The organism is Streptosporangium amethystogenes subsp. fukuiense (genome assembly GCF_042665875.1).
In the GTDB taxonomy this organism is placed as follows: Bacteria; Actinomycetota; Actinomycetes; order Streptosporangiales; family Streptosporangiaceae; genus Streptosporangium; species Streptosporangium fukuiense.
This window is the reverse complement of the sequence record NZ_JBHTEE010000001.1, coordinates 2,278,710-2,298,275: the sequence shown is the minus strand read 5'-3', so window position 1 is coordinate 2,298,275 and position 19,566 is coordinate 2,278,710. Positions and strand designations below refer to the sequence as shown.

Genomic DNA, 19,566 nt, shown 5'->3' with positions numbered 1-19,566 from the left:
AGGACAATACAGGTATATTTGTACATGTTCTAGGGCAAGTGGGACGCCCCTATGCTGGGGGCATGTCGCTTCAGCACGCACTGCTCGGCGTCCTGGAGGCGCGCCCGATGAACGGGTACGAACTGACCCGCTTCTTCGATGCCGCCCCGCGCTGGGTGTGGTCCGCGCCGCAGAGCCAGATCTATCCGACGCTCCGCCAGATGGAGCAGGCCGGGCTCATCGAAGGTCAGAAGGAGATCCGTGGCACGCGGCTGAAGCGGACGGTGTACTCGATCACCGAGCACGGGCTCGAGGAGCTGAGGACCTGGCTGGGCACCGGCCACACCCCGGCCCCGGTACGCGACTCGTTCTCCCTGCAGGCACTCTTCTTCGACATGATCGACGCGGATCGGGCCGCGTCCGTGCTCAAGGCGTACATCGCCGAGCAGGAGCAGCTGATCACCGAGTGGCGCGCGCACCGGGAAGCGTTGCTGGCCAAGGACACCGACCTGCTCAAGGAGCGGCTGAAGAACCGCCCGCCGGCCGAGCACGACCGCATCGCCGGGTTGAAGGCGAACGTCTTCGCGGGCCAGGTCGCCGTCGCCCAGGCCCGCGTCGACTGGGCCCGCGAAAGCCTCCGCCTCCTCGCGGAAGGCGTCTGACCGAAGAGATCACCCGCACGTACGTCCGTGCCTTCTTCGACCTGCACCTGCGTACCGGACACCAATCTCTGCCGGACAAACCGTCGCCACGCTACCTGGAGGTCGAACCCTGCGCCCCGGACGGAAAAACCCGCTGGTAACAGAGCGCCGCCAGGTCCTCCACCACCAGGTGCGCGCCGGCCGCGAGCAGCCGCGCCCGATTGCCGGTCCGGTCCACGCCGACGACCAGGCCGAAACCGCCACGCGCACCGGCCCGCACGCCCGCCTCCGCGTCCTCTACGATCACCGAGCGCGCGGGATCGACCCGAAGCCGACGCGCCGCCTCCAGGAACATGGCCGGGTCGGGCTTGCCGGCCAGCGAGAGCCGTACGGCGTCGCTGCCGTCGACCCGGGCGTCGAACAGATCACTGACGTTCGCCGCCGCGAGCACCGCCTCGCTGTTGCGGCTGGAGGTGACCAACGCGGTCAGCAGGCCGTCGGCGCGTAGCCGCCGTAGCAGCGCCACCGTGCCGGGAAAGACGGTGACTCCGCCTTCGGCCAGTCGCTCGGCGAACAGTTCCTGCTTGCGAGCCGCCAACCCGTGCACGGTGCGCGGTCCGGGCGGATCTCCGGGATTCCCGTCGGGCAGTGCGACCCCGCGCGCGGCCAGGAACGACCGCACGCCGTCCTCCCGGGGGCGGCCGTCAACATAGCGGCGATAGTCCTCTTCGACGTCGAATCCGGGAACCGGCGACTCGGTCAGGTCCGGTAGCACCTCGTCGAACAGCGCCTTCCAGGCCGCGGCATGAACGGCCGCGGTGTCGGTGACCACGCCGTCCATATCGAAGATCACCGCCTTGTAGGCCGGAGGCCCGCAGCCTGCCCCGTCCTGACCCGTCAGGTGTTCGACGTTCATGACCTTCTCCGTTCTGCGTGCGGCCGTGACCTGTGTCGACTCCGTGGTCCGGCCAGAGGGCCGCCCGGGGGCTCGGCGACCACGTCACGATCGGGACGGAGAACAGGTGATCAAGACTGAGTCTCATCCTCCCCCCGGCGGCTCGTTCGGCTCCTCACCCTCACGCTGGTCGCACGCACCCGGCGGACATAGGGCCGCTCGGCACATGGGACAGGGACCAACGTCTCCGAAACCTTGGCCCGCCCGGACCGGAACGACTGCCGAGTAAGCCCGGAGCCGGCGGGTGATGGAGGGGCGGCTACGGGGCGGCTTCGGTGTCGGCCGGTTTGATCAGCCCGCGGAAGTGGTGAGAGGGGGAGGCGCTGTGGCGGGCCGCCTCCAGCTCCCGGGCCGAGGTCCGCTGTTGCGGCGGCTTCGTCGTGTTCGCGGAGCATGTGCAGGACGGTGGCAGGGGAAGGGGGCCGGCCCTTCTTCGTGCCCTTGGTGATGACGAGCCGGGTGGCGATGTCGCGCAGGCTACGGTGTTCGCCCTGGACAGGTCCGGCCGCGAGCCGCGTCTCATGGCTCCTCGCTATGAGCGTGCTGGCGTCAGCTTCTCGGCCGTAAACGACCGAGCTTGCAGCTCCTCGCCGTCGATGGCTTCGACGGTCCGGTCCGCGTCAGGCAGCGTGACTCACTGCCCAGCCCGTCTCACCGCGTGCGGCGATGTTGCGGGCTGCGTTGACGTCCGCGTGCTCAGCGAAGCCGCACGACGTACACGAGAAAGAGGCTTGATCGAGCCGGTTCTTGCGGTCCACCTGCCCACACGACGAGCACTGCTGGGAGGTGAAAGCCGGATCGACGTAGATGAGGGCGACCCCGGCCCGGGCCGCCTTGTAGCCGAGGAAGCCACCCAGCTGGTGGAAGCTCCAGGAATGCAGCGTGACCCGCTGGGGCTTGCGGAGCCGTACCCGATCCCGGATGCCCTGGAGGTCTTCCAGGGCGATGCCGCGTCCGGTGCGTTGCGCCTCGGTCACGATGCTTTTGGAGATGCGGTGGTTGACGTCCCGGGCGAACCGGGACTCTTTACGACGGCGGGCCTTCAGCAGGCGTTTGGCGGACTTGGTCTGTTTGGCCTGCAGGCGGCGGCGCAGTTCCCGGTTGCGGTGCCGGACCGCGTTCAGGTGCTTGCCCGAGTGCCGCTTGCCGTCGCCGGTGGTGGCGATGTTGGCGATACCGAGGTCGACGCCGAGAAAGGCGTCGGGTTCGGTGACGTCGACATCGGGGACGTCACAGGTGGCGATCAGCAGCCACATGCCGTCGCGGTGGATCAGGTCGGATTCGCCCTTGCGGTAGGCGGCCAGCGCGCGGGCCTGCTCGGCGTCGGCTCCTCACCCGGCGCCCCGAGCGTCTCCCTCTACACCATCGAGGACGAGACCACCGAGTACGACGACGACGTCCCGATGACCCTGACCGAACTCCAGGACAGCATCCGCCGCGTGCTCGGCGCGCATCTGCCCCTGGCAGGATCGACACGGCTGTCGCGCTTCACCTTCAAGGCCCGCCAGGCCGAGCGCTACCGCGACGGGCGCATCCTGCTGGCCGGCGACGCGGCGCACCTGTTCCCCGCCACCGGCGTGGCGCTCAACGCCGGCCTGCTGGACGCGGTCAACCTGGCCTGGAAGCTGGCCGCCGACCTGCACGGCCGGGCGCCGGCCGGCCTGCTGGACACCTACCACGCCGAACGCCACCTCGCCGGCGCCCGTACCATGCTGCACACCCGAGCCCAGGTGGCGCTGCGGCGCGGGCACGACGCGGCCGCCGAAGCGCTCCGCGAAGTGTTCTCCGAACTGCTCGCCGACGAGCAGCCGTTGCGCCGCATGGGAGCCATGGTCGCCGGCGCCGACATCCGCTACCCGATGCCCGGCACGAACCCCCTGGCCGGCACCTTCGCGCCCGACCTCACCCTGCACACCGACCAGGGAATCACCGGCGTCGCCGAACTCCTGCACCCTGCCCGGCCCATCCTCCTCGACCTCGCCGACCGCCCCGACCTTCGCAAGGCCGCCCGCGCCTGGGGGCAGCGCGTCGACGTCCACACCGCCAAGACCGGCCGGCGATCGGCCGATGTCCTGCTGATCCGCCCGGACGCCCACATCGCCTGGGCCGCACCCATCGACGAACCCGCCGACACCGCCGCGCCGGCGCTGCGCGAAGCGCTCTCCAGCTGGTTCGGCACACCCTGACGTGGACCAGGGGCCGGCCGGGCGCGGCGCGGGCGGCCTGATGGCGCCCGGCGAGGTGGATCGGGGCCACCTGCCCAGCGGTCAGGGCGGAGGGTGTCTCATCAGGGAGGAGCATGGTGGCGCAGGGGCCGGTAGCCGCTGGCGTCGTCGGTGTCGATCTCCACGGAGATGGCCCTGAGGAAGTTGACGGTTTCGCTGCTGGCCGGGCTGATGTGGGCCAGCGCCTGTAGGGGTTTGCCCCGAAGGGGGGACACCGGCTGTGAGACGCGGGAGGACAATTGTGATCAGCGGATCAGCGCGAGAAGCGGCCGAGCAGCAACGCCAGCCGCCGCTCGTGGCCCTCGTGCCGGAGCCTGCCGCCCCGCGTGAGCGTCATCAGTCCGTGCAGGCCGCCCCAGAGGGTCTCGGTGAGCAGACCCAGGTCGTCCTCCCCGGCCAGTGGCCGTACGGCCTCGCGTAGCTCGCCGAAGGCCGCATGCGGGGCGGCCGGTGCTTCGGGGCCGGCGGGCGGCAGGTCGACGGCATGGGTGAACATCGCGTCGTACAACGCGGGTCGCTGCTCGGCGAACGCGGCGTACGCGGCGCCGACGTCGGCGAGGGCCTGGCGAGGGTCGGCCGCCGACGTACGGGCCGCGCGCAGCTCGGCGGCCAGGTCGGCGAAGCCTTCGACCGCGACCGCCGCCATGATGGCGTCCTTGCCCTTGAAGTGGCTGTAGAGCACCGGCTGGCTGTACTCGACCCGTTCGGCGAGGCGACGGGTCGTCACCGCCTCCCAGCCCTCGGCCTCGACCAGCTCCCGGGCCGCTGCGATGATCAACCGCTCCCGCTCCGCCCGCTCCCGCTCCCGGCGCGTTTGAATCGACATGAGACGAACCTAGCATCACTAGAAGCCCTATCAACGCTATGCTAGCGTCGATCGTGTTCCTAGCTCTGACATTAGCCGGAGAAGATCGTGCTTGCGCCCTCGCCGGTGTAGATCGACACCTATTTCCTCGTGGACAGGACGGTCAGGTGGGGCCGGGCGGCAGGTGCACGGTCATGATCAGGTCGCAGGGACCGGTGCCGGCGCCGCGGTAGGTGTGCGGGCAGTCGCCGTTGAAGATGGCGCTCTGCCCGGCGGTGACGGTGTGCTCGGTGCCATCGACGACGAGAGTCATCTGGCCGGTGGTGACGCTGACGGTCTCCATGACCCCGGCCTGGTGGGGCCGGCTCGGGGAGTCCTCTCCGGGGTGCAGGCGCCACCGCCACACCTCCACCGGCGCCGCACCGGCGGTGACCAGCATGAGGCGGGCCTGACCGCCGTGTTCGCCGGTCCACAGCGGCTCGATCTCCTCGGCGCTGGCGATGCGGACGGTACGGCCTTCGGGCGGGCCCTGCATAAGGGTGGGCACCGAGATGCCGAGCGTGTCGGCAAGGCGAACGAGGGTGGCCAGGTTGGGGTTGCCCTGGGCCTTTTCCAGCGCGGCGAGTGCGCCCTTGGAGATCTGGGCGCGGCGGCTGAGCTCTTCCAGTGACAAGCCCGCGCGGAGCCGGGCGGTCCGGACGTTGTGGGCGACGGTCCGCAGGGCGGTGTCGTTCTCGGCCATCTGGATAGCTCCCTTCACTCGGTCGTTTAAATGTACTATATGGTCGTTTTATTGGCATACTTCGGTCGTTCTGATGTACCTTGTAGTCATTCCATTGAACAACATCGGGGTGTCGTGATCGCTTTGCTGCTGGCGCTGGGCAGTTCCCTGGCCTACGGATGCGCCGACTTCCTCGGCGGCCTGGGCGCCGCCGCCGTCGCGGTCGGCCTGCTGGCCCTCACCTGACCGTCCGACACCGCCTTCATCACATCGATCACTCAGAAGGAGTTCCCTCATGTTCATCCAGCCCTGGGACGCGAGCCTGGACGAGGCCGAGTGGCAGACCTGGATCGCCGATGGCCACGACTTCGGTCAGCTCGCAGTCAACGGCCTGCCCGGCCAGCCGCCCGTCGTCGTCCCCACCCATTTCGTCTGCGACGGCAGTGATCTGCTGGTCCATCTCGCCCGCCCGAATCCGGTCTGGAAGGCGATCGAGCACAACCCGGATGTGACCTTCACCGTCATCGGCGACTACGCCTTCGTTCCCGGTACCTGGCGCGCCGCCGCTGATGTTCCGCCCCGGGACGGGGTCCCGACCAGCTATTACGCGGCCGTCCAGTTCACCTGCCGCGCGCACGTCATCGACGACCCCCAGGCCAAGGCCGATCTGCTGACCCGGCAGCTCGCCCACTTCCAGCCCAGCGGCGACCACGCCGAGGTCGCCGTGGACCGCCCGCCGTACGGGCGCATGCTGTCCGGCATCCGCGGGCTACGCCTGGAGGCCACCGCCGTCCAGGCCAAGTTCAAATACGACGACCACAAGAGCGTCCAGCACCGCACCGTGGTCGCCGAACGCCTCACCACCCGCCGCCAAGGCCTGGACCTGCCGACCGCCGCCCAGCAGCGACGTCGCCTGGACCGCATCGGCACCTGGACACCCTGACACAGGCCCGCGCCGAGGATCCGCGCCATGGTGATGAGTCCCGAGCCGGCGGCGTCTTCGACGTCCTGCTGCGGCTGTCGCGGGTAGGGTGCAGTGCGTGTCCTGGATCCACGACCGTGATTTTGTCCGCGCCGTCGAGTTCCCGGCCGACCGGGAGGACCTCACCGGGCCGGTGAACCTCGCCGCTCCCGCGCCCCTACCACAGCACATGTTCATGCGCGTGCTGCGCTCCATGTGGGGTGTTCCGGTGGGCCTGCCCGCAACGAAGTGGATGGCCGAGCTCGGCGCGTTCGCGCTGCGCTCGGACACCGAACTCCTGTTGAAAAGCCGTCGGGTCGTCCCCGGCCGCCTGCTCGAGGCGGGCTTCGCCTTCGACCACGCCCAGTGGCCGGAGACCGCCGGCGACCTCGTGCGGCGCGTGCGTGACGGACCTGGCCTCACCGGGTGAGCGTTCGGCTCCTGCCGGCCGCCAACGGTCTCGCCTTTTCGTATTTCACGGCCCGCACAGACAAGCCCGCCCTCCGCCATTTCGAGTGTCGGAAGAAGATCGGCGGTTGTGTCGATTCACGGCATTCCCGTTCGACCTAGGGATGAGAGGATCCGCGAGAGGGTCCCGAACACCCAGGGAGACAGCACGATGAAGTACATGCTGATCATGCGCGCCACCGACGAGGCCTTCGCGGGGATGGCGGACATCGACTTCGGCAAGATGCTCGAGACCGTCGGCAGGTACAACGACGAGATGATCCGGGCCGGTGTGCTGGTCGCCGCGGAGGGACTCGACGACGCCGCCGAGGGGGTGGTCGTCGACTACTCCGCCGAGCCGCCCGTGGTGACCGACGGCCCGTACGGCGAGACCAAGGAGTTGTTCGGCGGGTTCTACATCCTCAACGTGGCGTCGAAGGAGGAGGCCGTCGAGTGGGCCAGGCGGTCGCCGATGACCGGCCCGGGTTTCAAGACCGAGATCCGTCGGGTCACCACGATCGACGAGTTCCCGCAGGACAACGAGTGGGTCCAGAAGGAACGGGCGTGGCGCGAGGCCACCGGCCAGCTCTGAGCGGATCGGCGGGAGATGGCCGACCCCACCGGCCGTGAGGCCGTTGCCGCCGTCTGGCGGATCGAGTCCGCACGGATCGTCGGCGCGCTCGCGCGCTACACCGGAGACTTCGCGTTGGCCGAGGACCTCGCCCAGGAGGCGCTGGCCGAGGCACTCGTGACCTGGCCACGCGACGGCGTGCCCCGCAACCCCGCGGGGTGGTTGCTCACCGTCGGCCGGCGCCGCGCGATCGACGCGTTCCGCCGGCGCTCCGCCCTTGACGAGAGGTACGCCGCCCTCGCCCGCGACCTGGGCGAGGGGGATGTGCTCTCGGGGGGCGCACCCGCCGATCCGGCCCGGGACGCCGAGGGCGTGCTGTGGGATCCGGACCAGATCGATGACGACGTGCTCGCGTTGATGTTCATCTCCTGCCACCCCGTGCTGTCGCGGGAGGCGAGGGTGGCGCTCACCCTGCGGGTGGTCGGCGGTCTGACCAGTGACGAGATCGCCAAGGTGTTTCTCGTTCCGGCCGCCACCGTGCAGGCCCGCATCACTCGGGCGAAGAAGACCCTCGGGGCGGCCCGGGTGCCGTTCGAGCTGCCGTCGGCCGAGGAGCGGGCCGAGCGGCTCGGCTCGGTGCTCAGTGTGGTCTACCTGATCTTCACGGAAGGGTCTTCGGCCAGCTCCGGTGACAGTCTGATCCGACTCGACCTCGCGAGCGAGGCACAGCGCCTCGCGCGGGTGCTGAGCCGCCTGGTGCCGGACGAGCCCGAGGCGCACGGTCTGCTGGCGCTGCTCGAGCTGACCGCGGCGCGCTTCCCCTCCCGCACCGGACCGGACGGCGAGCCGGTGCTGCTGGAGCGCCAGGACCGCCGCCGCTGGGACCGCGCCGCGATCCGCCGGGGACGAGCCGCCCTGGCTCGCGCGGCGCGGGTCGGCCGGGGTCTGGGCGCCTACGGCCTGCAGGCGGCGATCGCCGAATGTCATGCCCTCGCCCCGTCTGTCGAAGCGACGGACTGGGAGCGCATCGTGCTCATCTACGAGGCGCTCGGCCGGCTCGCGCCGTCACCGGTGGTCGACCTCAACCGGGCGGTGGCGGTCTCCATGGCCCGGGGACCGGCCGCGGCGCTGCCGATCGTGGACGAGCTGGTGGCCGCCGGAGCGCTGTCGAACTCGCACCTGCTGCCGAGCGTTCGCGGGGAACTGCTCACCCGCCTGGACCGCGCCGACGAGGCGCGCACCGAACTGGAGCTCGCCGTACGATTGTGCGGCAACGAGCGCGAGCGGGCGGTGCTGGAACATAAACTCGCCGACCTCGGCTGACCGGCCCGGAGGAACACCCGAGACGCGTTTTCCCCTGTCGGCTCTGGATACGACTCTCGCGGGGGGAGCCCTCAGGGAGGCGCACACTCGCCGAGAGCGAGAAAGAGCCGGAGGGGATGATGGCGGCGGTCATGGTCAGCCTCCGTGCGCAGTGAGGGTGTAGCCCTCGGGGCCGGTGAAAGTGAACATGCGGCCGAAGGGGCCGTCCTTGGGCGGAGTGATGATGGGCACCCCGGCAGCGGCGAGCCGGTCGTGCAACTCCTGGGCGTCCGTGGTGCGGAACCACAGGGCCACCCCGAGACCGGGCCGCGCGACGTCATCGAGATCCATGCCCGGCAGCGGCTCGCGGACGGCGAACGGGATCGGTGCGGTGGCGAACACCACCGCACCGGGAGGCGAGGCCGATGCCCGCCGCAGTCCGAGATGCTTTTCGCAGAAGGCGGCCGCTGCCTCGACATCGCGTACCTGCAGTGCGATGAAGTCAGGGCCGTCGACGGTGGCGGTCATGGGTCCTCCCGGAATTCCTTTATGTCAGGACTTTGACATAAAGGGAATGTACTCGCGGCGGCCCGCCTATGTCAAAATGCTGACATGGAAGACCGGAAGACCGTAGACCCGCCCCATCCCGCTCGGGACGTCACCGAGCACGTGGGATACCGCCTCAAACGCACCGCTGCGGCGCTGCGCGGCGCCATGGACAAAGCGCTGCGCGAGCACGGCCTGACGGTGCCGCAGTACGCATGCCTCGAACTACTCGACCAGCAGCCCGGCCTGTCCAACGCCGAGCTCGCCCGCGGCGCATTCGTCACGCGGCAATCCATGAACGTCGTCCTTCGCGGTCTTCAGGACGCAGACCTGATCTTCCGGCCTGCCAGCGCCGACCACGGCCGCGCCCTTCCCGCACACCTCACCGCAGAGGGCCGCAGTCGTCTCGACGCGGCCCGGTCCGCCGTCTACGCCATCGAACGGCACATGGTCGACGCGGTCCCGCAGCGGCGCCTGGCCGCCCTCCTCACCGACCTCGACCGCATGGCGGAAGCCCTTGGCGGTTGACCCGCCGAGCCACCGCGGCCGGCCGCGCGCTCGGGCGCCCGGCTGACCTTGTCCGCCCGGCTCGGAGTCCTCGGCGAGTTGATCTTGGCCGGTGTTTCGACTGAACCTGGAGCTGAGCCGATTCACTCTTCGGCAGGGCCGATCGGCATCGCGGGCTCGCGGGACAGGCGGGCACGTGCCCAGTCCAAGATCGATGGCCCGCCCGCGAAGCACCACAGCGCCACAACCGGGTCGCAGATGGCGCAGCCGAAGGAGGAATGCTCGGCGAAGGGGAGGATGGGGCTTCCCTTGAGGTGGTGCACGACGTCCCAGGCGGTGTGGAGCAGCCAGCCGATGCCGATCCAGGTCCAGCTGTTGAGCCCCCGGTAGGCGACATAGGTCATGACGACCGGCAGGACGAACTCCCAGTACCCGAGCCCGCCCCCGCTGAGGTAGGCGGCGCCCGCACCTCCGACCAGCACGGCGTTGACCTGGCGTCGGTGCGGCTCGGGAATCAGGGACATGAGGGAAACGCAGATCAGCCCGATGACGATCGGCATGACGATGGACATGGAGTGTGACGATCCGTTCTGAGGTAGGGGTGCTTCGGTTGACGCGGACCTGCCCGGTCCGCTCCGCCGCCCTGTCGAGGCGCAGCAGGACCGGCGGTCCGCCGATCTCCGGCAGCCGGGCCAGGGCGGCGGCCATGATGGTGCGCCGCGGGTCGCGGGCGGCGCCTTCGGCCCTCGCCGGTTCGGCGATCACGGTATGCCCGCGGCGTGCGGCACCTCATCAGGGTGCGATGGTGTCCAAAAATCACGCAGGACGACCTGCGCATGCATCGGCGCTGCTCCTTCTTCGCTTGCCCGGATCTCGCAGCGCAAGGCTAGAGCGGCCGTCCTCGGCGTCCCAGGGGCTGAACCGACAATCTCCAACGGGTTCCCGCCATCCGGCCCTGGCTGCGAAGACGGCCGCGTCAGGCGCTTCACCTGCCTGTTTGTGGTCGGCGAATTCTCGCCTACCGTGTCCTCATGCACACGGTGGCGGTCCTGGCTCTGGACCATGTGGTGGCGGCCGACATGGCGACGCCGATCGAGGTGTTCGGGCGTGCCCGGCTGGCGGACGGGCGCCGGCCGTACCGGGTCCTGGTCTGTGCCGCGACGCCGCAGGTGGCCGGCGACGCCTTCACGCTCATCGCCCCGCACGGCCTGGAGGCGCTGCGGGAGGCGGACACGATCGTCGTACCGGGATGTTCCGAGCAGGCCACCCCACCGGCCCGGGAGGTGCTCGACGCCCTGCGCGCGGCCGCGGCCGCCGGCACCCGGATCGCCTCCATCTGCGTGGGGGCGTTCACCCTTGCCGCGACCGGGCTGCTGGACGGACTGAGCGCGACCACGCACTGGGTGGCGGCTCGTCGGCTGGCCCGGATGTTCCCGCAGGTGGATGTGCAGCCGGATGTTCTGTACGTTGACAACGGCCAGATTCTGACCTCGGCCGGGGCCGCCGCCGGCCTGGACCTGTGCCTGCACATCATCCGGCGGGATTTCGGCTCGGCGGTCGCCGCGGACTCGGCCCGGCTGTCGGTGACGCCGTTGGAACGGGAGGGCGGGCAGGCGCAGTTCGTCCCGCACGCCCAGCCGCCGGTACCCCAGGGGTCGCTGCTGGAGCCGGTGCTGTCGTGGATCGAGCACAACCTCGCCCAGGAGGTGACGCTGGCGGAGATGGCCACGCGCAGCGGGATGAGCGAGAGGACTTTCAGCCGCCGCTTCCGCGAGCAGACGGGCACCACCCCGCTGCAGTGGCTGCTGCGAGCACGCGTACGGCGCGCGCAGTTCCTGCTGGAGACCACCGGCCACGGTGTCGAACGCATCGCCGCGCAGGCCGGTTTCGGTTCGGCCACCGCGTTCCGGGAGCGGTTCAAGCGCGTCGTCGGCGTCACGCCGCAGTCCTACCGCTCCTCTTTCCGGACGAACGCCTCCTGAGAATCCGCCTCTGAGCCATGAACGGGCTTTCGGGGCCGGACCGGCCGAGTTCGTGACGAGCGTGCCCGCCGTGTACTCGACGCGCGACTCCTGCCGCCCACACCCCGGCAAGACACCGGCGCCCGGCCCGCCGACTCCGGGCGATGGAACACCATCCCCGCCCGGCGGCCGTCGGCACCCGACACGAGGCCTCAAGAGTTCCACGGTTCTTCGCTATCATGTGGCCATGTCCGGTCCCGAGGCGTCAAGACGTTAGCCACCGGTTCTTCGGTGGCTTCCTGTGGTGTCACGCGGCAGCGCCATCGCTGAGGCCGCGTGTTCTTTCGTCACCCTCGCCGCCGGATCACCGTCGTACGGACTGATTCTTCCCGGTAGTTCCGTCACCTTCGTCGTACCGCTGGTGACGCCAGGCCGGGTCTCCTTCACGCGGTAGGCCCCCGTGTGCCCCAGATGAACGCACGCTTCGTGCGGCCGATTCGGGAGTGCCGCGGTGGTGTCCCGTGTCCTTCGTGATCCCTTTCGACGTGGCTGTGGAGTTCTCTGCTCATGCCCTTTGCCATTTACATCCTCGGACTGGCGGTATTCGCCCAGGGAACGTCCGAGTTCATGTTGTCCGGGCTGGTTCCGGACATCGCCGATGAACTGAATGTGTCCGTCTCGGCCGCCGGCGCGCTGACGTCGGCCTTCGCCGCAGGAATGATCGTCGGCGCTCCGCTGATGGCGGTCCTCAGTCTGCGCTGGCCGCGTCGGCGGGCGCTGCTCGTCTTCCTGGTCGCGTTCATGCTCGTGCATGTCGTCGGCGCGGTCACCACCACCTTCTCCGTGCTCCTGGTGACCCGGGTCCTCGGGGCGCTGGCCAACGCCGGTTTCCTGGCTGTGGGGCTCGCGGCGGCGACCGCTATGGTCGCGCCGAACGCCAAGGGGCGGGCGACCTCCATCCTGCTGGGGGGTATCACGCTCGCGTGCGTCGCCGGTGTGCCCGCCGGTGCCGTGCTCGGCCAGGCGTTCGGCTGGCGTGCGGCGTTCTGGGCCGTCGCCCTGATCTCCCTGCCGGCCGTCTTCGCCGTGCTGCGCTCGGTGCCCGACACGGTTCAGGCGACCGGCGACCTGGACGAGGCCCGTCCCCGTGCTCGGCGCGAACTGCGGGCGCTGCGCGGCCCACGACTACTGGTCGTGCTGCTGCTGGCCGCGCTGGTGAACGCCGCGACCTTCTGCACCTTCACCTATCTGACCCCGCTGGTCGTCAACGTCAGCGGATTCTCCGAGCGCTGGGTGCCGGCGGTGCTGGCGCTGTTCGGTCTCGGATCGTTCGCCGGTGTGACCATCGGCGGTCGCCTGTCGGACACGCGGCCGATGCGGGTCCTGATTCCGGGTGGGATCGCCCTGCTCGCCGGGTGGGCGCTCTTCACCGCCGTGGCCGGCAGTCCGACCGCCGTCTTCCTGCTCGTCTTCGTCCAGGGGGCCCTCTCGTTCGCCGTCGGTTCGACCTTGATCGCCCAGGTGCTGTACGCGGCGACGCAGGCACCCTCGCTCGGCGGCTCCTTCGCGACCGCGGCCCTCAACGTGGGTGCGGCCGTCGGACCCGCCGTCGGCGGCCTCACCATCGCCGCCGGACTCGGCTACCGCTCGCCGCTGTGGGTCAGTGCCCTGCTGGTGGCGGCGGCGCTCGTCGCAGCGGGCCTCGCCCAGGTGACACGGCGCCTGCGGGGCACACCGGGTGAGGAGACGTCGGCGTCCCGCACCACGGTGTGACCGCACCACCCGGCGCGCGTCCTCGGCGGTGACGCCGGCGATGGTGGCGAGTGCGTCGGCGGGACAGGGACCCGCGCCGTGTCGGTCGATCACGGCGCGGGTCGCTTGGAAGACGTCGAGGTCGTGGGTCTACAGCCGTCCGCCGTTCGCGAGGCGCAGAACGCGTCCGCACCGGTGCGGGCCGGCTTGAGAAGCCACGGTGAGGTCCTCGACCAGGTGCCTCCTGTCAACGCAGGCGGGACTCGATGGCCTCGATGATCCGTGGGCGCAGTTCCGCGGCGCGGATGACGGCGTCGACGGAGCCCACCTCGACCGCGCGCCGGATGTCGTGCACGCGGTCGAACTCCGTGGCGACCTCGCCGAGCTTCTCCGCACGGACCGACGAGCGGAGCTCGTCGAGCTCCGCGGTCAACGCGGCGCGGTCGGCGCCGGAGGCGGCCGTGACGCGGGTCTCCAGGTCCCGTACGCGCGGGTCGGCCGCGGTGCGGGCGTTGACGTCGCCGGAGAACACCACCGCGGCGGCGGGGGCACCGCCGAGCACCGAGGCGAACGAGCCTTCCAGCGCGAGCACGGTCATGTTCGGGTTCAGCGCCTTCGAGAACACCACGAACGCGCCGCCGTGGTACCGCGAGATCACGCAGAACACGATGGGCCCGCGGAAGTTCACGATCGCGCGGCCGATCTCGGCGCCGTACTCCAGCTGCAGCTTCCGCATCGACTCCGGCGAGCCGTCGAAGCCCGACAGGTTGGCCAGCACCACCAGCGGCCGGTTGCCGCTGGCCGCGTTGATCGCCCGCGCGGCCTTCTTCGACGACTGGGGGAACAGCGTGCCCGCGGTGTAGGTGTCCGGGCCGTCGGTGGGCGGGAAGCCGCGCCGCGGTACCGCCCGTGACTCGATGCCGAGCAGGCAGACCGGCATGCCGCCCAGATGCACGTCCTGCACCGCTGCGGTCTCCGCGTCGGCCATGCCCGCCCAGCGTTCCAGCACCGGGTGGTCCTGGTCGGAGAGCGCCCGCATCACGGTCCGGATGTCGAACGGCTTCTTGCGGTCCGGGTTGGCCTCGGCGGAGAAGATCTCGCCGACGGTGGTGAAGTCGCTGTCGACCAGGACATGCGGGAAGTCGGAGATGTCACGGTCGACGGGGTCGGTCGTCTTGGCCCGCCGCGGCGTCTCCTCGCCGGGTGCGACGTACGTGTGGTCGTAGTGCGACATCAGCACGTCCCGCGCGGCGGCCAGGTTCGGCGCCCAGTAGTGCGCCTGCCCGTTCGGGCCCATCACCCGGTCGTAGCCGCCGATGCCGAAGTTGTCCTCGGCCGACACGCCACCGGAGAAGTCGAGCGACTGCTTGCCGGTGAGCACCATCGCCGAGTCCGGCGTCATCACCAGGATGCCCTTGGTGTGCATGAGCATCGTGGCCTCGGCGTTCCAGTACGGCTGCGCGCCGACGTTGATGCCCGCGACCACGATGTTGATCTCGCCGCCGTCCTGGGTGAACTCGACGATCCGCTTGAGCGCCGCGGCCACCCAGTCCATGTTCTCCGTGCCCGACTCCATGGAGATCCGGGCACCGGAGGACAGCGCGTACCACTCCAGCGGCACCCGCATCCGCTCGGCCAGGTCCAGCGCGGCGACCACGCGGCGGCACTCCGGCTCCGACAGCGCGCCGAGCGACTTGGTCGGGTCGCCGAGCAGCACGACCCTGGTGAGGCCCTGCGGATGCCGCCGGGTCGGCGTGGTGACCACGCCCGCGACGATCGCCGCGGTGTTACGCCCCTTCGGCCGGTCGACCGGCACCAGCGCCTGGTCGTCGTCGAGGTCGTGTTCGACGAAGTCGCCGAGCAGGCCGGTCAGCTCGTACGGGTACACCGTGTTGCGGCTGCTCGCGCGCAGCACCTTCTGCCGGTAGTCGTCGAGCGGCTCGACCAGCTCGTCCGACGGCTCGCCGACGGTCAGTTCGGTGCCGCCGGTGGCGTCGAAGGAGATGCGCACGGCGATCTTGGTCAGCTCGCCGGTCTTCCGGTCGCGCTGCCGCGCGATGAACAGGATCTCCTCCAGCCCGGCGCCCGCGGTCGTCGGCAGCACGCGTCCGGCGATCATCTCCAGCTCCGCGCGGGTGATGTCGCTCGGCGGCCAGATGTAGAGCACGATCCGGTTGGTGTTGAAGCGTTTCTTCGACGGTCGCCGGGACTGCGCGCGGCGGATCGAGTCGAGGCAGGTGGCGACGGTGTCCTCGGCCGTCGGCAGTGCGACCAGCCTGCCGTCGTGCTCGCGCAGCTCGGTCAGGTCACGCACCTGGGCGAACGCGACGAGGCGGTCGTCCGACGGGTTCTCCCGCGCCACGCACTGGAAGAGGTAGACCTCCTCGTCCGACGACGACAGCCGGGTGAGGTCGAACTTGCTCAGCCGCTCCAGCTGCATCCGCTGCGCGATGTACGGATGCAGGCCACGGATCAGCCGCTCCTCGGCCATCCCGGTGGTCGACGGGCGGAACGTGAAGTGGTGGTGCATCACCGCGCCGCCGCTGCCCGCGACGGTGGTGGTGAGCCTGCGGACCTGGTCCGGCAGCGGGTGCGCGCTGACGACCTCGTGCAGCGCGGCGGCCATCGCGTCGGAGTCCTCCGGCTGGTTCTCCCAGGCGAGATAGATGTCGGCGTCGATGGCGTTCTCGTCGCCCGCCAGCTCGGCGAGCCCGCGCAGCGCGCCGCCCAGCGCTTCGAAGCTCACCGCGGAGGAGACCACGCACGAGCCCGCGCGCTCGGCGACCACGAACGTGCAACCCGCGACCTCGCCGGTGCGGACGCCGGTGAGACCCTTGTTGCCGTAGTACCGCCGGGTCAGTACCTCCAGCATGATCGCGTTGTCCAGGTCGTCGCGGACAAGCCGCTGGCCGAGCAGCCGCACCAGCGGCTCGGTGCTGCGCACCATCTCGGCGATGCGCGTCGCGCGGTCCGGCGCGTCCGGGTACGCGTCCAGGTGGCGCAGGTGCTTGCGGACGTTCGCATAGACACGGGCGCGGTTGCGGCGCAGCAGCGGCTGGGCGAACCAGGCGAACACCACGCCGCGCGCGAGGTCGGAGACCACCGGGAAGCGGACCTGTGTCGCGGCGACCAGCCGCTCCAGCGCGAGACCGGCGGGCTCGCGCAGCGTCTCGTCCGGCGGCGGCTCCCGCAGCCACGCGCGCAGCAGCGTCGCGACGACCGTGGCGTCGGCTGACACGCGCTGCTGGGCGAGGAAGATCCGGAACACCGCGGCTTCGAGCTCGGGGGAGCGCTCCAGCTCGGTGACACCGTAATGCCCGAGCGCCTTGGCGAGCTTGGCCTGGAACGCCTCCGGCAGCCTGGCCCGCTCGACGTCGAGGCTCTGCAGGTAGGTGTGGAAGTACTCGCGGGCGCTGTACACGTGGCCGTCACCGCCGCCGTCCTCGCCCGCCGGCCGGTTACGGCTCAGCTCGGCGAGGTCGGCGAACACGTCGATGAGTTCGAGCTCCTCGGCCAGTGGCCGGTGGCCGTCCTCGATGGCCGCCCGGCGCGCGGCGAGGTAGTCGTCGAGCACCCGGCGTTCGTCGTGCGGGTCGACGTCGAAGCCCAGCAGCAGGCTGCGCAGGTCCTCCTGGCCGCGTGTGGTGCGCTCCCGCACCGGGATCCTCCCGGGTGTGGCGGGCAGGTCCAGCTCGACGGAGCCGGTGGCCGAGGTGTTCTCGGCTTCGGCGTCGTCGTCGGCGAGCGGCTCCAGCCACAGTAGCGGTGCACCGGTCTCCACCTGGCTGCCCACGGACACGACGCATTCCTTCAGGCGCGCCTTGAACGGCGCCCGCAGCACCGTCTCCATCTTCATGCTCTCCAGCACCAGCACCGGTGCGCCCGCCTCGACCTCGGCGCCGACCTTCAGCGGCGTGGCGACGACCAGCGCGGGCGCGGGCGAGCGGACGACGCCGCCCTCGTCGCGGCTGACCCGGTGCGTCACGCCGTCCACCTCGACCAGGTGGATCGGCCCGTGCGTGTCGGTGAGCAGGCGGTACCGGGTGCCGTTGACGACGATCCGCCCGGTGTGCCGGTCGAAGCGGTCGAGTTCGACGTCGGCGGTGCGGACGTCGCCACCCGCTTCGACACCGACGCGGAACCGATGCGCGCCGACCCGCGCGACACGCACGCGGTAGCCGACGCCACGAAGTTTGAGGTCCAGTGGCCGGCCGCTCTCGTGCTGCACCTGCGGGCGTCCGCCGAACGCCGTCGACAGCAGCCGCTGCCGTTCGACGCGCTCCTCCTCCTCGTACGCCTCGATGGCGGCGGCCGCCAGCGCGACGGCGGAGTGCCGGTGCGAGACGAGCCTGCCCTCGCCGCGGACGCGGTCGATCCAGCCGGTGTCCGCACTGGCGTCGATCACCTCGGGCTGGTCGAGCAGGTCGAGCACGAAGCTCTTGTTCGTCGCGCCGCCCTCGATGATCACCGTGGTCTGCGCCATCGCCCGGCGCAGCCGGCCGAGCGCCTCGTCGCGGTCGCGGCCGTAGGCGATGATCTTCGCGATCATCGAGTCGAAGTCGGCGGGGATGGTGTCGCCCTCGCTGACGCCGGTGTCCACGCGGATGCCCGGCCCGGCGGGCAGGTCCAGCCGTGCGATGCGGCCCGGTGCGGGCGCGAAGTCGCGGTCGGGGTCTTCGGCGTTGAGCCGGGCCTCGACGGCGTGCCCGCGCTCCACCGGCGGCTCGCCTTCGAGCCTGCCGCCGGATGCCACCCGCAGTTGCGCCCTGACCAGGTCGAACCCGGTGGTGGACTCGGTGATCGGGTGCTCGACCTGCAGACGGGTGTTGACCTCGAGGAACGCGAACATCTTGTCGCCGGGGTGGTAGAGGAACTCGACGGTCGCCGCGCCGCGGTAGCCGACCGCGACGGCCAGCCTTTCGGCCGACGCCTTGAGCTCGGCCGTCTGCGCGGGGCTGAGCACCGGCGACGCAGACTCCTCGATGACCTTCTGGTTGCGCCGCTGCACCGAGCAGTCGCGGACGCCGAGCGCCCACGCGGTGCCCTCGCCGTCAGCGATCACCTGGACCTCGACGTGCCGGGCACCGGTGACCAGGCGCTCCAGGAACACGATGCCGCTGCCGAACGCCCGCGCGGCCTCCTGGCTGGTGCGCTCGTAGGCGTCGGCGAGCTCGGCCTCGTTCGTGATCACGCGGATGCCGCGCCCGCCGCCGCCCGCGGTCGCCTTCAGCATCAGCGGGTAGCCGATCTCGGCCGCCGCCGCCAGGGCGGCGTCCAGGCTCTCGACCGCGCCGCGGCTCCACGGTGCGACCGGCACGCCGACCTCCTCGGCGATCAGCTTCGCGCCGATCTTGTCGCCGAGCTTGCGCATGGCCTCCGCGCTCGGTCCGACGAAGGTGACTCCGATCCTCTCGCACAGCTCCGCGAACGCCGGGTCCTCTGCGACGAAGCCCCAGCCCACCCACGCGGCGTCGGCCCCGGTCTCCACCAACGCGCGCTCCAGCACCTTCAGGTCGAGGTACGGGCGCGCGGACGCGGGACCGAGGTCGTAGGACAGGTCCGCTTCGCGGACGAAGGTGGCCGTGCGGTCGACGTCGGTGTGCAGGGCGACGGTCTCGACCCGTGTCCCGCTCTCCGCGGCGATGTCCCGTACGGCATGGATGAGCCGCATGGCGGCCTCACCACGATTGACGATGGCGACACGACTGAACACCCGACCGAGCCCTCCTGTAGATCAACGATGTGCGCGCCGTGACACGGCGGCCCCCAGCAGTGTTCACCCTTCCGTCTACCAACTGGCAGCGCCATGTCGCAGACAACGCACACTACGCGGCTCCAGTTGTGGAAAACGACCAAAAGCCGTCGGCCGCCCACGCCTGACCAAGGCGTGCGCGAACGGAGTAACGGCATGCTTTGCCGAATTTCGACTGTGACGCGAAGCGGGCTCGATGCGGATGCCAGTGCATGCCGGCTGAGCAGCGAGTCATTCTTCCACCCCCGGCTCGGATCTGTCTTCTCCCGGCTCACCCGCCCGGCGCCGGCGAGGCCGATGGCCCCCGCCTGCTCGGTCTGCTGCTCCAGTTACTCCTCGGAGAACATCTTCTCTGAAACGCAGCGCCTCACCGCCCATTCCCGCATGGGTGACGAACGCGTCGGCCTGTTCCGGAACCGTCGGCCGAGGTGCCCAGGAGTG

The 19,566-nt window shown here is 70.5% G+C and carries 17 protein-coding genes; 9 read left to right on the top strand and 8 right to left on the bottom strand.

From position 1 onward, the window contains the following. Positions 1–62: 62 nt before the first annotated feature. Positions 63–641 carry a PadR family transcriptional regulator gene (locus tag ACFQVD_RS10080; protein ID WP_343969661.1) on the top strand — a complete coding sequence of 193 codons (579 nt, stop codon included), beginning with the start codon at positions 63–65 and terminating at the stop codon, positions 639–641. Positions 642–732: 91 nt separating this feature from the next. On the opposite strand, the gene ACFQVD_RS10075 is transcribed toward ACFQVD_RS10080, so the two are convergent. Next, on the bottom strand, positions 733–1,536 hold the full coding sequence (locus tag ACFQVD_RS10075; RefSeq protein WP_343969664.1) for an HAD family hydrolase: 804 nt from the start codon (positions 1,534–1,536) through the stop codon (positions 733–735). Between the two features lie 659 nt (positions 1,537–2,195). After that, on the bottom strand, positions 2,196–2,831 hold the full coding sequence (locus ACFQVD_RS10070; protein WP_386270913.1) for an RNA-guided endonuclease InsQ/TnpB family protein: 636 nt from the start codon (positions 2,829–2,831) through the stop codon (positions 2,196–2,198). A gap of 9 nt (positions 2,832–2,840) precedes the next feature. On the opposite strand from ACFQVD_RS10070, the gene ACFQVD_RS10065 reads away from it, so the two are divergent. Next, positions 2,841–3,761, top strand: coding sequence for an FAD-dependent monooxygenase (locus ACFQVD_RS10065; RefSeq protein WP_343979348.1), 921 nt, complete (start codon positions 2,841–2,843; stop codon positions 3,759–3,761). A gap of 101 nt (positions 3,762–3,862) precedes the next feature. On the opposite strand, the gene ACFQVD_RS10060 is transcribed toward ACFQVD_RS10065, so the two are convergent. From ACFQVD_RS10060 to ACFQVD_RS10050, 3 genes are all read right to left on the bottom strand, one after another. Further along, complete coding sequence (locus ACFQVD_RS10060) at positions 3,863–4,015, bottom strand: hypothetical protein (RefSeq protein ID WP_343979351.1); 153 nt, start codon at positions 4,013–4,015, stop codon at positions 3,863–3,865. A 38-nt stretch (positions 4,016–4,053) separates the two neighbouring features. After that, positions 4,054–4,626, bottom strand: a complete 573-nt coding sequence (locus ACFQVD_RS10055) for a TetR/AcrR family transcriptional regulator (protein ID WP_343979354.1) — start codon at positions 4,624–4,626, stop codon at positions 4,054–4,056. Positions 4,627–4,768: 142 nt separating this feature from the next. Next, complete coding sequence (locus tag ACFQVD_RS10050; protein ID WP_343979357.1) at positions 4,769–5,347, bottom strand: helix-turn-helix domain-containing protein; 579 nt, start codon at positions 5,345–5,347, stop codon at positions 4,769–4,771. A gap of 274 nt (positions 5,348–5,621) precedes the next feature. Here ACFQVD_RS10050 and ACFQVD_RS10045 point away from each other — a divergent pair, with 274 nt between their 5' ends. The 4 genes from ACFQVD_RS10045 (at position 5,622) to ACFQVD_RS10030 (ending at position 8,628) form a co-directional block, all read left to right on the top strand. Continuing rightward, positions 5,622–6,269 (top strand): FMN-binding negative transcriptional regulator, encoded by a 648-nt coding sequence (locus ACFQVD_RS10045; protein WP_343979360.1) that lies wholly within the window; start codon positions 5,622–5,624, stop codon positions 6,267–6,269. Positions 6,270–6,366: 97 nt separating this feature from the next. Beyond that, complete coding sequence (locus ACFQVD_RS10040) at positions 6,367–6,717, top strand: DUF1731 domain-containing protein (protein WP_343979363.1); 351 nt, start codon at positions 6,367–6,369, stop codon at positions 6,715–6,717. A 189-nt stretch (positions 6,718–6,906) separates the two neighbouring features. Further along, positions 6,907–7,326 carry a YciI family protein gene (locus ACFQVD_RS10035; RefSeq protein WP_343979366.1) on the top strand — a complete coding sequence of 140 codons (420 nt, stop codon included), beginning with the start codon at positions 6,907–6,909 and terminating at the stop codon, positions 7,324–7,326. A 15-nt stretch (positions 7,327–7,341) separates the two neighbouring features. Then, a complete protein-coding gene (locus ACFQVD_RS10030; protein ID WP_343979370.1) occupies positions 7,342–8,628 on the top strand; it encodes an RNA polymerase sigma factor in 1,287 nt (428 codons plus the stop codon). Between the two features lie 135 nt (positions 8,629–8,763). On the opposite strand, the gene ACFQVD_RS10025 is transcribed toward ACFQVD_RS10030, so the two are convergent. Beyond that, complete coding sequence (locus tag ACFQVD_RS10025) at positions 8,764–9,135, bottom strand: VOC family protein (RefSeq protein WP_343979374.1); 372 nt, start codon at positions 9,133–9,135, stop codon at positions 8,764–8,766. 84 nt (positions 9,136–9,219) lie between these two features. Here ACFQVD_RS10025 and ACFQVD_RS10020 point away from each other — a divergent pair, with 84 nt between their 5' ends. After that, complete coding sequence (locus tag ACFQVD_RS10020; RefSeq protein WP_343979377.1) at positions 9,220–9,681, top strand: MarR family winged helix-turn-helix transcriptional regulator; 462 nt, start codon at positions 9,220–9,222, stop codon at positions 9,679–9,681. Between the two features lie 122 nt (positions 9,682–9,803). On the opposite strand, the gene ACFQVD_RS10015 is transcribed toward ACFQVD_RS10020, so the two are convergent. Continuing rightward, entirely contained in the window at positions 9,804–10,232 is a 429-nt protein-coding gene (locus tag ACFQVD_RS10015; RefSeq protein WP_343979380.1) for a DUF6010 family protein, read from the bottom strand. 459 nt (positions 10,233–10,691) lie between these two features. On the opposite strand from ACFQVD_RS10015, the gene ACFQVD_RS10010 reads away from it, so the two are divergent. Next, the gene (locus ACFQVD_RS10010) at positions 10,692–11,642 is read left to right on the top strand and encodes a GlxA family transcriptional regulator (protein WP_343979383.1); all 951 of its coding nucleotides are present in this window, start codon (positions 10,692–10,694) and stop codon (positions 11,640–11,642) included. Positions 11,643–12,188: 546 nt separating this feature from the next. Further along, on the top strand, positions 12,189–13,394 hold the full coding sequence (locus ACFQVD_RS10005; RefSeq protein WP_343979386.1) for a Cmx/CmrA family chloramphenicol efflux MFS transporter: 1,206 nt from the start codon (positions 12,189–12,191) through the stop codon (positions 13,392–13,394). A gap of 226 nt (positions 13,395–13,620) precedes the next feature. Here the strand turns inward: ACFQVD_RS10005 and ACFQVD_RS10000 are convergent, their stop codons facing one another. Continuing rightward, a complete protein-coding gene (locus ACFQVD_RS10000) occupies positions 13,621–19,086 on the bottom strand; it encodes an ATP-binding protein (protein WP_386270906.1) in 5,466 nt (1,821 codons plus the stop codon). Positions 19,087–19,566 lie beyond the last annotated feature (480 nt).